Below are 13037 nucleotides of genomic sequence, written 5' to 3'. Positions count from 1 at the left end.
GGGCAGCGCGATGCGGAGGCCGACGCGCCGCGAGCCGCGCACGAGCAGCCAGGCGACGAGCGGCACCAGGGCCAGAGCGCCCAGCCAGATCGCGGCGGCGACCGCGAGGGCGGCACCGCAGGCGGCGGCCGCGACGATCGTCCGCGGGCGCGTCCGCGGGCGCTGGAGGGCGAGCAGCAGCGCCGCGAGCAGCGCGGGCTCGGCGAGCGCGGCCGGTGAGACGACCAGGTGCAGCGCGAGCGGGAGCGGTGCGACGAGCGCGATGACGACCGCGGCGGTCGCCGCGGGGGCGCTGAGGCGGAGGCGGCGGGCGATCGGCCAGAGCAGCACGGCCGAGACCAGGGCGGCGGCGACCGCGGTCTCGCGGGCGGCCTCCACGATGGTCGGGTGCCGCAGCACCGACCCGGTCAGCTCGGCGTAGACCATGACGATCGCCGGGGTCCAGCCGGCGCCGGCCCAGGCCGCCGCGCCGGCCGACGGGGCGAGCGCGGCCGCGCGGGCGATGAGGTCGGCCTCGTCGGCGCTCGGCGCCGCTCCGGCGGCGAGGGCCGTGAGCAGCACGAGGGCGCCGAGCGCGAGGGCCGGCAGCAGCAGGAGCGCGCTGCGGTGGGCCACGAGGCGTTCGAGCACCGAGTCGGATGCCGTGGCCGGCACGGCGGCTGCGGCAGCCGCCGCCGGGCGGGTCGGCGTCGCCACAGGAAGGCGCGGCGGCGGCGACACCGGGCGCGGCGGCAGCGGGCGGGTCGGCGCGACCGTGGGAGGGGCGGCCACCGGCTTCGGCCTGGCCTTCGGGGCCGGCTCGGGCTCGACGACCGCCACGTGGGCGTCGGTCTCGACGACGTCCGCCTCGATCGACGCCGGCTCGGCGCCGGCCGGCTCGGTCGCGTTCGGCTCGGTGCCCGTGGGCTCGGTGGGCGTGGGCTCGGTGCTCGTCGGCTCGGTGCCCGTGGGCTCGGCGGGCGCTGCCTCGGTCTCCACGGCGCCGGTTGGGCGTCGTGCCCAGGCCGGCGCGCGCGGACCGCCGACGGGCGGGCTCTGCCGCGGGCGGGTCTGGCCGGTCCTGCTCCCGCCGGCGGGGATGCGCGGGGTGAGCGGCTTCCCCGCCGAGACGGGCGCGGTCGAAGCGATCGCCCCGGATGCCGTCGACGCGGACACCGTCGTCGCCCCGCCCGACTTCGCTCCGGCAGCCTTCGCTGCACCGGACTTCGAGCCACCGGACTTCGCACCACCGGACTTCGCACCACCGGTCGTCGCTGCACCCGACTTCGCCGCGGCCTTCGACCCCGCGCCCGCGGTCGCGCCCTCCGACTTCGGCCGGTTCGCGGGGCGCGACGCCGCCGCGCCGGCGGGGGACGCCGGGGCCGCCGCCGGGCGGGACGCGCGGAGCGCCTTCGACTCCGCCTCGAGCGCGAGCGCCTCCGCGACGAGCGCCCGGGCCTCATCCTCGCGCGAGGAGGCGCCGGCACCGGAGGGGCGTCGGGGGTCGCGGGCGTCGGGCGCGGTCATGGCGCAGCCTTTCGGGTCAGCCGGCACCGGGGAGCCGCCCCGACGCCCGCGAGGTCGAGAGCATCTCGGGTTCGCTCTCGTCCGGGAATTATGTGCACCGCGAGTCCCCCATTCGGGGGACTCAGCCGATTTTCAGGTGAACGTCACCCCGGGGTGACAGACCGACCGGTCTGTGTCGAAATCGGGTCCGGAAACGGTGTCGGCGCCGGTCCCCGCCCCCCGCACGCCGAGCCTGAGCGCGGGGTGCGAGCCCGTCGTCCGACGTCCGACGGGTCCTACGTTGGGCCGCATGACCGCCGCACCGCTCGAGGAGACCTACCGCGGCTACCTGGCCGCCTGCAACGACCACGACGCCGATCTGGTGGCCGAGCACCTGTCCGACCACGTGCTGGTCAACGGCGCCGAGGTCGACCGCGACGACGTCGCGCGCGCGATCGGCCGCGTCTGGGACGCCTTCCCAGATCAGCGCTGGTCCGTCGAGCGGCTGGTGTCCGCCGACCCGTGGCTCACCGCGGTGCTGCACACCTCCGGGGTGCAGGGCGGAGGCTGGAACGGACTCGCCCCGACCGGGCGCCGGGTCGAAGGGCTGGAGATCGACGCCTACCGCATCGACGACGGGCTGATCCGGGAGATCTGGACGGTCGGCGACGACCTCCAGCGCTTCCTCTCGCTCTCGGCCGCCGCCGAGCCGATCTGAGGCACCGAGCCCGCCGTCAGCGGCGCAGCGCCTTCCGGGCGAGCCGGTTGCCGACGAGCTGCCCGAGCTGCACGATCACGATGATCGTCGCGACCGTGATGTAGACGATCGTGAAGTTGTAGCGCTGGATGCCCGACGAGATCGCGTAGTCGCCGAGGCCCCCGCCGGCGATGAGCCCCGCCTGGGCCGACATGTCGACGATGCCGACGAAGATGAACGTGTAGCCGAGGATCAGCGGTCCGAGGCCCTCCGGGATGAGCACCGTCGTGATGATGCGCCACGGCCCCGCGCCCATCGCCCGGGCCGCCTCGATCACGCCGGGGTCCACGGTCAGCAGGTTCTGCTCGACGATCCGCGCGACGGCGAACGAGGCCGCGAGCGACAGCGCGAACGTCGCTGCCGTCGTGCCGATGTAGGTGCCCACCGCGAGCAGCGTCAGCGGCGTGATCGCGGCGAGGAAGATCACGAACGGCACCGGCCGCACGATGTTCACGATCACGTTGAGCGCGATCGAGACGCCGCGGTTCGCGAGGATGCCGCCGGGCCGGGTCACCGTGAGCCCGACGCCCATCGCGAGACCGAGCAGCCCGCTCACCACGAGCGAGACGAGCACCATGATCAGCGTCTGGCCGATCGCCGCCAGGTAGACGTCGATGCTGCCCAGGAAGTCGTCGAGTCCGCTCATCGCTGCTCCTCCACCTCGTAGCCGGCGGCGAGCAGCGCGCCGAGCGCCGCGTCGATCGCGGCGTCGTCGCCCGAGAGCTCGTAGACCAGGTGCCCGATCGTGCGCTCCTGGATCTCCGTGATGCCGCCGAACACCACCTCGCCGTCGACCCCGGCGCCCCGCAGCGCGGCGCTGACGCCCGCCTGGAACCCAGCGCGGTCGTCGACGCGGATGCCGGCCAGCCGGCCCGGGTGCCGGGCGCGGAGCCGGGCGAGCACGTCCGCGGACGGGCGGTCGTGCAGCACGCCCCGCACGAAGCGGCGGGCGGCATCCGTCTCCGGCTCCGAGAACACGCGGTAGACGTCGCCGTGCTCGACGACGCGGCCGGCGTCCATCACGGCGACCCGGTCGCCGATGCTGCGCACGACGTCCATCTCGTGCGTGATGACGACGATCGTGATGCCGAGGTCGCGGTTGACGCGGCGGAGCAGATCGAGCACGCCGACCGTCGTCTCGGGGTCGAGCGCGCTCGTCGCCTCGTCCGCGAGCAGCAGCGACGGGTTCGTGGCGAGCGCCCGGGCGATGCCGACGCGCTGCTTCTGGCCGCCGGAGAGCTGCTCCGGGTACGAGTGCGCGTGCTCGAGCAGGCCGACGAAGTGGAGCAGCTCGGCGACGCGGGCGTCGCGCTGCGCCTTCGGCATGCCCGCGAGCCGCAGCGGGTAGTCGACGTTGCCGGCGGCCGTGCGCGAGCGCAGCAGGTTGAACTGCTGGAAGATCATGCCGATGTCGCGGCGCGCCGTGCGCACCTCGCGCTCCGGCAGAGCGGTCAGGTCGCGGCCGTCGACGACGACCCGGCCCGATGTCGGCCGCTCGAGGGCGTTGATGAGCCGCACGAGCGTGCTCTTGCCGGCGCCCGAGTAGCCGATCACGCCGAGGATCTCGCCCCGGTCCACGTCCAACGTCACGCCGTCGACCGCCGTGATCGTCTCCGATCCGCGGCGGTACGTCCTGCTGACGTCCTCGAGCCGCACCAGTGGCTCGCTCATCCGTGCTCCTCTCACGGCCGCGGCCCGCCCGCCGGCACGAGGCCGGCGGACGGGCGCGTCCGTCGTGATCCGACGGGCTACTTCGCGGCAGCCGAGCGGGCGTCCGCTTCGACCTTCTTCAGATCGGCCTGCAGCTTCGCCGCCGTGAGGTCGCGGAAGACCGCGGTGCCGCCGTTGGCCTCCTGCACCTCCTTCTCGACGGTCGCGTCGTGGTACAGCTCGCCGAGCTTGCGGTAGAGCTCGTCGTCCTTGTCGGCCGCGCGGGCCACGAAGACGTTCACGTACGGCGCGGCCGCGTCGCTCTCCGGGTCGTCGGCGAAGATCGCGTCGTCGTTCGCGAGCCCCGCGTCGATGGCGAAGTTCTTGTTGACGATCGCGCCGGCGACCGAGCCGGTCTGCAGCGCGCGGGCCGTCTGGTCGGCTGCGATCGGGGTGACCTTGACCTTGCTCGACTCGATGTCGTCGACGGAGGAGAAGGCACTGCCGCCGTCCTTCAGCTCGAGCAGGCCGGCGGCCTGGAGCACGAGGAGGCCGCGGGCCTCATTGATGGCGTCGTTCGGGATCGCGATCTCGGCGTCGGCCGGCACGTCCTCGGGCGAGGAGTACTCGGTCGAGTACAGCGGCAGCGGGTAGACCGCGGTCGATGCGATCGGCTGCAGGTCGTCGTCGGCCGTGACGTTGTAGTTCGCGAGGTACTGGATGTGCTGGAACTCGTTGAGGTCCGTCTGCTTCTGGCTCAGCGCCGGGTTCGGCTTGCTGTAGTCGGAGAAGTTGACGAGCTTGATGGTGACGCCGAGCTCCTTCTTCGCGAGGGCGCTGTACGTCTTCCAGTACTTCTGGCTCGCGTCGGCGACGCCGATCGAGACCGTCCGGCCGGCGTAGGGCTTGCCGGACTCGCCGGCCTCGGTTGAGGAGGCGGCCCACGGGCGCGTCACACCGAGCACGATCGCCACCACCGCGACGACCACGATCGCGGCGACCGCCACGATGATCGGGGTGCGGCGGCGGCCGGCCTTCTCGGGGAGCCTGGGCGGGAGCTGGGGGCTGGAGTCGTCGGTCACGATGGGTCCTCGGTGGTCGGGCGCCGCCGGTGCTGTGAGCGGCGCGAGGGTATTCCTGCCGGCCCGGGTCACGGGCTCGGAACCAGCGTCGCCGCTGCCGCCGCGGAGGTCGAATCGCGTTGCGAACGATGACGCCGGGTTGCGCTGCGTGTCGCGATCAGACGCGGGCGGTGAGCAGTCCCGCCTCCGCGGCGACCCACGCGAGCATCGCGCACTTCACGCGGGCCGGGTAGCGCGCGACGCCGGCCAGGGCGGCGGCATCGCCGACCTCGTCCTCGTCCGGCTCGATCTCGCCGCGCGAGCGCAGCGCCTCGCGGAAGCCGTCGATCCGCCGCCGCAGCTCCGCCGGCTCGAGACCGGGCACGACGTCGGCGAGCAGCGACGCGGACGCCTGCGAGATCGAGCAGCCGTGGCCGTCCCAGCGCGCGTGGTCGATGCGGCCCGCGGCGTCGAGGTGCAGCTCGAAGGTCACCTCGTCGCCGCACGTCGGGTTGATCTGGTGCGAGGTCGCCTCGGTGCCGCCCTCGAGTCCCTTGCCGTGCGGCCGGCGCGAGTGGTCGAGGATCACCTCGCGGTAGAGCTGCTCCAGCTCGCTGCTCATCGGTCGTCCTCCCCGAAGAAGGCGATCGCGTCGCGCACGCCGTCGACGAGCCGGTCGATCTCGCCCGAGGTGGTGTGCAGGGCCGCGACGGCGCGGGTGGTCGCGGTCACGCCGAGGCGGCGATGCAGCGGCTGGGCGCAGTGGTGGCCGACGCGCACGGCGATGCCGCGGTCGTCGAGGAACTGGCCGACGTCGTGCGCGTGGATGCCGGCCACGTCGAACGAGGCGATGCCGGTTCGCGGGCGGTCCGACCTCGCGCCGATCACGCGCACGCCCGGCAGGGCGGCGAGCCGCTCCACCATCTCGGCGCCGAGCGCGTGCTCGTGGGCGGCGATCCGGTCCATGCCGATCCGCTCGAGGTAGCGCACGGCCTCCGCCAGCCCGATCGCCTGCGACACCGGCTGGGTGCCCGCCTCGAAGCGCTGCGGCGGGGGCAGGAACTCCGTCCGCTCCATCGTGACGGTCGTGATCATCGAGCCGCCGGCGAGGAAGGGCGGCAGCTCGGCGAGCAGCTCGCGGCGGCCCCAGAGCGCGCCGATGCCGGACGGGCCGAGCATCTTGTGGCCGGAGAAGAAGGCGAAGTCGACGTCGAGCGCGCGCACGTCGACCGGGAGGTGCGGCACCGACTGGCAGGCGTCCAGCACGACGAGGGCCCCGGCGGCGCGGGCCGCGGCGACGATCCGCTCGACGGGGGCGATCGTGCCCACGACGTTCGAGACGTGCGCCACGGCGACGACCCGGGTCCGCTCGCCGATCAGCGAGCCGAGGGCGTCGAGCTCGAGCGCGCCGTCGTCGTCGACCGGGATCCAGCGCAGGGTCGCGCCGGTGCGCAGCGCGAGCTGCTGCCAGGGCACCAGGTTCGCGTGGTGCTCGGACTCGGTGACGACGATCTCGTCGCCCGGGCCGATCGCGACCGGGGAGCCCGGCACCGCGTTCCCCATCGAGTAGGCGAGCAGGTTCGCGGCGGCGGTGGCGCCGGAGGTCCAGACGAGCTCGTCCTCGTCGCCGCCGACGAACCGCGCCAGGGTCGCGCGGGCGTCCTCGAAGCGCTCGGTCGCGAGCGCCGCGAGGGTGTGGGCGCCGCGGTGCACGGCGGCGTTCTCGCGCTCGAGGAAGTCGCGCTCCGCGTCGAGCACGGCGCGCGGCCGCTGGGCGGTGGCGCCGGAGTCGAGATAGGCGAGCGGGGAGCCGTTGACGGTCGTCGCCAGGATCGGGAAGTCGGCTCGGATCCGCTCGACCTCGGCGTCGGACAGCGGGGTCGCGGTCGTCGTCACGGTCACCATCCGATCGTAGGCGCGCGCTCGGTGCCGCGCCGGGCGTCAGAAGTCGAGCAGGTTGGCCCGCAGGCCGCCGCCGCCGAACTCGCGGCGGAGCATGCCGCGGCGGCGGAGGATCGGCACGAGCTCGTCGAGCATCCGGTGCAGCGTCGTCGGGTGCAGGTCCCCGGAGAAGATGATGCCGTCGTTGCCGGCCTCGCCGAGCGCCTCGAGGGCGTCGGCCACCTCCTCCGCGGTGCCGACGACGCCGGAGCCGTCGGTGATGCGGCCCTTGCGGGCCTTCCGCGTCGCGATCTCGCGGAGCGTCGCCGTGGCCGGGTCGGCATCGCCGAGCAGGCCGGCGATCGTGCCGCGCGACACGTGCTGGCCGAACAGGCCGTCCGGCAGCGGGCGGTCCAGGTCGAGCACGGTGAGGTCGGTCTCGAGGTCGCTCGACTGGCCCTCGAGCACGGCCCGGACGGCCTCGTCCGTCGGGTGGTGCGAGGCGGCGACGATGCGGTCGGCCTCCTCCGCGCTCGCGACGATCTCCGGCTTGAAGACGAACAGCACGCGGATGTCGTCCGGGCGCCGCCCCTGTGCGACGGCGGCGTCGTGGATCTTCGCGCGGTAGGCGGTGATGCTCGCGGGGACCAGCGGCGCGAGCGCGAGCTGCACGTCGGAGTTGCGGCCCGCGAACGCGAGCCCGGGTCCGGAGCCGCCCGGCGAGACGATCGTCGGCTCCACGTCGAGCGGCGTCGCGTTGAGCGGACCCGCGACCCGGAAGTACTCGCCCTCGTGGCGGAACGGGTCGAGCCCGGCGGCGTCGGCGAAGCGGCCGGTCGTCGCGTCCTCGACGAGCGCGCCTCCGTCCCAGCTGCGCCAGAGCCGGCGGACGACGTCGATCCACTCCTCCGCGCGGTCGTAGGCGGCGTCGTGGGTGAGCTCCTCGAGCCCGAAGTGCCGGGCGCTCTTCACGTCGGTGACGACGTTGATGCCGAGCCGGTTGCTCGAGAGGTGCTGCAGGCTCGAGAACTGCCGGGCGGCGAGGTAGGGCGGGGTGGCGCCGGCGTTGACGGTCGGCGCGATGCCGATCTCGCTCGTCGCCGCGAACAGGTACGGGGTGAGCGTCAGCGGGTCGTGCTTCGGGCCGCCGTACGCCTTCCGGATGCGGAGGTCGACGGTCTCGTCGGTGCCGAGCGAGATCGCGTCCTCGGCGATGACGAGGTCGAAGCCGGCGCGCTCGAGCTCGCGGACGCTGTGCTGGTAGAGGTCGGGGCGGCGCCAGTCCCAGTCCCACTCCCACGCGGGGGAGCCCCAGGCCTGGGGGCCGAAGCCGCGGGAGAAGAACCAGCCGAAGTGCTGCAGGCGCGCCATCAGACCATCGTGCCTCAGAGCACGGTCGCGGCGTGCCGCAGCTGGTGCTCGTGGACGAGGGCCTCCGGGGCGGAGGCGGGCGGCGCGGCATCCGCGCTCGCCGCGGTGAGTGCGAGCTCGAGGTCGCCGAGCAGGTCGGCGACGTCCTCGATGCCGATGGAGAGCCGCAGCGTGCCGGGCTCGATGCCCAGCCGCGCGCGCTCGTCGGCGGTCAGGTGCGCGTGGCTCGTGGAGGCCGGGTGCAGCACGAGGGAGCGCACGTCGCCGAGGTGAGTCATCCGCGTGATGAGCCGGACCGAGTCGACGAAGGCGCGGGCGGCGGGCTCGCCGCCGACGAGCGTCACCGCGAAGACCGAGCCGGCACCGCGCGGGAGGAGCCGGCGGGCGAGCTCCGCGTGCGGGCTGGAGGCGAGCCCCGCGTAGTCGACGCGCGCGACCTCCGGTCGGCCCTCGAGCCACTCCGCGACCGCGAGCGCGTTGGCGGTGTGCCGCTCGATGCGCAGCGACAGGGTCTCGATGCCCTGCTGCAGCAGGAAGGCGTTGAACGGCGACAGCACCGGTCCGAAGCGCGAGGCGACCACATCGCGGGTCCAGCGCGTCCAGGCGCGGGCGCCGTGCACGTCGAGGCGGCTGCGGCCGTCGTGACCCGGCTCCGGCTCGGCGAGGAAGCTGCGGGCGACCCACTCGGTGCGACCGGCGTCGATGATCGCGCCGCCGAGGGCCGTGCCGTGGCCGGAGAGGAACTTGCTCGTCGAGTGCACGACGATGTCGGCGCCGTGCTCGATCGGGCGGATGAGGAACGGCGTCGCGAGCGTGTTGTCGATGATGAGCGGGATGCCGTGCTCGCGCGCGACCTCGGCCACCGCCGGGATGTCGAGGATCTCGGTGCGCGGGTTCGCGATCGACTCGCCGAACAGCGCCCGCGTGGTCGGCCGGATCGCGGCGCGCCAGGCGGCCGGGTCGCTCTCGTCGACGAACGTCGTCTCGATGCCGAGCGCGGCGAGGTTCTGCCGGAACAGCCCGCGGCTGCCCTCGTAGATGCTCTGCGCCGAGACGAGGTGGTCGCCGGCGCGGAGGATGCCGAGCAGCGCGACGCTGAGCGCCGCCTGCCCGCTGCCGACCGCGATCGTGTCGATGCCGCCCTCGAGCGCGGTGAGCTTGCGCTCCACGGCCGCGACGCTCGGGTTGCCCATCCGGCTGTAGGAGTAGCCGGAGCCGTTGTCGGCGAAGCGCTCGGCGGCCTGGTCGAAGTCGTCGAACACGAAGCCGGCGCCGATGTGGATGGGGGCGACGCGCGAGCCGAAGGCGTCGTCGATCTCCTGACCGGCGTGCACCTGCGCGGTCGCGAAACCGGGCGTGCGCGCGGAGGTCGGACGGGACATGCGGACACGATGCCACCGGCGGGCCCGGATGGCGGCATCCATTGCGCTGTATGACGAGCGGGCACCGTGCGGGGATCATCCTCCGGGCGCCGGAGATCCGCCGACAGGCTGACCCGCGCGCCCGGCCGGGTGGGCTGTGCTCGGAGGGTGACGCTCCGCTCCGCCCCGCCCAATAGGACCCCGCCGCGATCCGCTTCCCGACGCCCGGCCCCGCCGCGCCGCGGTCCCTCCGCGGGCCTGCTCGTGCTCGCCGTGCTGCTCGTCGCGATCCTGCTCACGGTGCTGCTCGTCGCCTGGCAGCCGCTCAGCCGGCTGGCGCGCGGGTCCGGCATCACCGTGCCGATCGGCGCACCGACCGCGCCGGGACCGGAGGCCTCCCCGTCGCCGACCGGCGAGCTCGGCGTCGACGACGGCTGGATCGCGCGCGGCGGCTCGATCGCGCCCGACTCCGACGTGCCGGCCATCACCCGGCTCGACCCGGACCTCCGGGCGGCGATGCAGTCCGCCGCCCGCGACGCGCAGGCGGACGGCGTGGAGTTCGTCATCACGTCCGGATGGCGCAGCGCGCGGTACCAGCAGCATCTGCTCGATGTCGCGGTGCAGAAGTACGGCAGCGAGGAGGAGGCGCGGCGCTGGGTCGCGACGCCGGACACGTCCGCTCACGTCACCGGCGACGCGGTCGACATCGGGCGGACCGACGCGGACAGCTGGATGCAGCAGCACGGCAGCCGCTACGGCCTCTGCCAGACCTACTCGAACGAGATGTGGCACTTCCAGCTCGCCGTCGAGCCCGGCGGGGTCTGCCCGGCGCCGCGCTCGGACGCCGCGAGCGGCTGACCGCGAGCCCGAGCGCGAGCGGCCGGCCGCCGGACGCGTCCCGTGCGCCCGCCCGCTAGCCTCCGACCATGACGCCCCGCCGCGCCCCCGCCCTCGCGACCACCCCGCCGATGGGCTGGAACAGCTGGGACTCGTACGGCACGACCGTGACCGAGGCGGAGGTGCTGGCGAACGCCGAGTTCCTCGCCGAGCACCTGCTGCCGGTCGGCTGGGACACGGTCGTCGTCGACATCGACTGGTCCGACCCGACCGCGCGCTCGCACGGCTACAACGCCGCCGCGCCGCTCGCGATGGATCACCTCGGACGGCTCGTGCCCGATCCGGTGCGCTTCCCGAGCTCCGCGGGCGGCGCCGGCTTCCGCCCGCTCGCCGACCGGCGCCACGCGCTGGGGCTGCGGCTCGGCATCCACACGATGCGGGGCATCCCGCGCCGGGCGGTGGAGGCGCGCACGCCGATCGAGGGCACGGACGCGACCGCGGCCGACGTCGCGGATGCCGGCAACGTCTGCGAGTGGAACCCCGACATGCTCGGGCTCGACCACGACCACCCGGCGGCGCAGGCGTACTACGACTCGACGCTGCGGCTGTACGCGGCGTGGGGCGTCGACTTCCTCAAGACCGACGACATGCTCTGGCCGTACCAGGAGCGCGACATCGAGGCCTACGCGCGCGCGATCGAGCGCAGCGGCCGGGAGATCGCCCTGAGCCTCTCGCCCGGGCGCGATCTGTCGCTCGGTCGCCTCGACCACCTGCGCCGGCACGCGACCATGTGGCGCATCTGCGACGACCTCTGGGACCGCTGGGAGGACGTGGAGGCGAACTTCGCCCGCTTCGCCCGCTGGGCGCCGCATGCCTCACCGGAGGGCTGGCCGGACGGCGACATGCTGCCGCTCGGCCGCATCGGGCTCCGCGCCGAGCGCGGTGCACCGCGGGACTCGCGGCTCACGCCGGACGAGCAGGTGACGCTGCTGACCCTCTGGATCATCGCGCGCTCTCCGCTCATGGTCGGCGGCGACCTGCCCACCTCCACGCCGGAGACGATCGCGCTGCTCGCGAACGCGGACGCGATGGCCGTGCTCCGCGACGCGACCGGCAGCCGCGAGGTGCGCCGCGAGGGCGACCTCGTGCTCTGGGCGGCGGACGGAGCCGACGGCACGCGCTATGCGGCGGCGTTCCACCTCGGCGGGGAGCCGGCCGACGTGGTCGTCGACGCGGCGGACGTCGGCTTCCCTCGGCGGCCGGACGGGGGCATCCGCGAGCTGTGGACGGGCGCGGACGTGGCGGCCGACGCCGTCGACGTGCAGAGCGACGCGGCGCGCGGCGTCGCGCCCGGGAGCAGCGCGCTGCGGCTCCGGCTCGCGCCGCACGGGGCGGCACTGCTGCGGTTCACTCCGACGGCCCGCACCTGAGCCGCCTGTCGATGCCGACGGCCGACCGGCACGGCGGCATCCCCTGAACCAGGCTCCGCCATGCCGGACGGACATGCTCGGCATCCTCGCCGACCCCGCGCGGGACGTCCGCGGCGGCGAGCGGCTCGTGCGCCGGACGACCCCACCCGTTCGCGAATCGGACACCTGTTCCTCACCGGGAGTCCTGTGGCAACCGGCTCGCACGGCGCGCCCGCCTCCGCAGACTTGGGTGATGCCGGTACCGACCACACCGCAGACCGCACTGCAGGGCCCGGATCAGGAGCCCGCCGCCTTCTCGACCTCCGACGTCGAGGAGGCCATGCACGTGCTGACCGACCTCTACGGCGCGCCGATGACGCTGACCGCCGATCCGCCGAGGGGCTTCCGCTTCGAGGCCAGGGCCGCGGGAGCCGAGGGTCTGGCGACGGCGGCGCTCGCCTGCGCCGGATCCGGCGTCACGACCGTGGAGTCGTTCGACGACTTCGTGACGGCGATGACGGTCGGCGGGGAGCTCAGCTGGCACGTCGACGGCTCGCGCGGCGCCGGACCGGCGCCGTTCCTCATGGCACCTGGGCTGCGGATGCGCTCGGACTGGCGCGAGCTGCGGCTCCTGACCCTCCGGGTGGATGCCGGCGCGGTGCGCCGGGTGCGGGAGCACCGCGGCCTGCGCGGCGCCGTGGACTGGTCGAGGCCGGCCCGCGATCCGCGCTGGCTCGGAGCCACCATGACCCAGCTCGGGCGGATGCTGCGCTCCGAGCCCGATGTGCTCGTCGACCCGATCCTGGCCGCCGCCGCACGCGAGGCCGCGGCGATCGCGATCCTTTCGACCTACGACGACATCCCGCCGGAGACCGCGGCGCATCCGATGCCGCGAGCGGTCCGCAGGTCGCTCGCCTTCATCGACGAGCGGTTCGCCGACCCCATCACGGTGACGGACATCGCGGCCCACGCGGGACTCACCGTCCGGGCGCTCGAGTACGGCTTCCGCCGGCACGTCGGCGCGACGCCGTCGGAGCAGCTGCGCCGGGTGCGCCTCGCGGCGGCGCGGGACGAGCTGCTGCGATCCGGATCCGATGCGGTCACCGTCGCGGCGGTCGCCCGTCGCTGGGGCTTCGCGCACGCGTCGCGCTTCGCGGGGCTCTACCGCCGGGAGTTCGGGGAGTCGCCGAGCGCGACGCTGCGCGGCTGACGCGCCCGCCTGCCG

The 13037-nt window shown here is 74.5% G+C and carries 11 protein-coding genes and 1 pseudogene; 4 read left to right on the top strand and 8 right to left on the bottom strand.

The window, feature by feature from the left end; genetic code table 11:
- Positions 1-1506: pseudogene (locus AC1RSJ_RS06290) on the bottom strand (hypothetical protein); the annotation flags it as partial.
- Positions 1507-1795: 289 nt separating this feature from the next.
- Here AC1RSJ_RS06290 and AC1RSJ_RS06285 point away from each other — a divergent pair.
- Positions 1796-2203, top strand: coding sequence for an ester cyclase (locus AC1RSJ_RS06285; RefSeq protein ID WP_493117483.1), 408 nt, complete (start codon positions 1796-1798; stop codon positions 2201-2203).
- Between the two features lie 16 nt (positions 2204-2219).
- Here AC1RSJ_RS06285 and AC1RSJ_RS06280 read toward each other — a convergent pair whose 3' ends face one another.
- The 7 genes from AC1RSJ_RS06280 to AC1RSJ_RS06250 form a co-directional block, all read right to left on the bottom strand.
- A complete protein-coding gene (locus tag AC1RSJ_RS06280) occupies positions 2220-2888 on the bottom strand; it encodes a methionine ABC transporter permease (RefSeq protein ID WP_493117482.1) in 669 nt (222 codons plus the stop codon).
- On the bottom strand, positions 2885-3913 hold the full coding sequence (locus AC1RSJ_RS06275) for a methionine ABC transporter ATP-binding protein (RefSeq protein WP_493117481.1): 1029 nt from the start codon (positions 3911-3913) through the stop codon (positions 2885-2887). Before AC1RSJ_RS06275 ends, AC1RSJ_RS06280 begins: the two co-directional genes overlap by 4 nt.
- 77 nt (positions 3914-3990) lie before the next feature.
- Positions 3991-4974 (bottom strand): MetQ/NlpA family ABC transporter substrate-binding protein, encoded by a 984-nt coding sequence (locus AC1RSJ_RS06270; RefSeq protein WP_493117480.1) that lies wholly within the window; start codon positions 4972-4974, stop codon positions 3991-3993.
- 157 nt (positions 4975-5131) lie between these two features.
- Positions 5132-5575 carry a Fe-S cluster assembly sulfur transfer protein SufU gene (gene sufU, locus AC1RSJ_RS06265; protein ID WP_493117479.1) on the bottom strand — a complete coding sequence of 148 codons (444 nt, stop codon included), beginning with the start codon at positions 5573-5575 and terminating at the stop codon, positions 5132-5134.
- A complete protein-coding gene (locus AC1RSJ_RS06260) occupies positions 5572-6858 on the bottom strand; it encodes a SufS family cysteine desulfurase (RefSeq protein WP_493117478.1) in 1287 nt (428 codons plus the stop codon). Before AC1RSJ_RS06260 ends, sufU begins: the two co-directional genes overlap by 4 nt.
- Positions 6859-6894: 36 nt before the next feature.
- Positions 6895-8205: an LLM class flavin-dependent oxidoreductase gene (locus AC1RSJ_RS06255; protein ID WP_493117477.1), complete on the bottom strand. Its 1311-nt coding sequence runs from the start codon at positions 8203-8205 to the stop codon at positions 6895-6897.
- Positions 8206-8219: 14 nt separating this feature from the next.
- Positions 8220-9587 carry an O-acetylhomoserine aminocarboxypropyltransferase/cysteine synthase family protein gene (locus AC1RSJ_RS06250; RefSeq protein ID WP_493117476.1) on the bottom strand — a complete coding sequence of 456 codons (1368 nt, stop codon included), beginning with the start codon at positions 9585-9587 and terminating at the stop codon, positions 8220-8222.
- 243 nt (positions 9588-9830) lie between these two features.
- Here AC1RSJ_RS06250 and AC1RSJ_RS06245 point away from each other — a divergent pair, with 243 nt between their 5' ends.
- The 3 genes from AC1RSJ_RS06245 (at position 9831) to AC1RSJ_RS06235 (ending at position 13022) form a co-directional block, all read left to right on the top strand.
- Positions 9831-10424, top strand: a complete 594-nt coding sequence (locus AC1RSJ_RS06245) for a M15 family metallopeptidase (RefSeq protein WP_493117475.1) — start codon at positions 9831-9833, stop codon at positions 10422-10424.
- Between the two features lie 68 nt (positions 10425-10492).
- The gene (locus tag AC1RSJ_RS06240; RefSeq protein ID WP_493117474.1) at positions 10493-11833 is read left to right on the top strand and encodes an alpha-galactosidase; all 1341 of its coding nucleotides are present in this window, start codon (positions 10493-10495) and stop codon (positions 11831-11833) included.
- 232 nt (positions 11834-12065) lie between these two features.
- A complete protein-coding gene (locus AC1RSJ_RS06235; RefSeq protein WP_493117473.1) occupies positions 12066-13022 on the top strand; it encodes a helix-turn-helix transcriptional regulator in 957 nt (318 codons plus the stop codon).
- Positions 13023-13037 lie beyond the last annotated feature (15 nt).

It is taken from the genome of Schumannella sp. GW821-FHT10F01, assembly GCF_058809295.1.
Note: the sequence above shows the minus strand (reverse complement) of the source record. Positions and strands in the feature narration are given on the sequence as shown.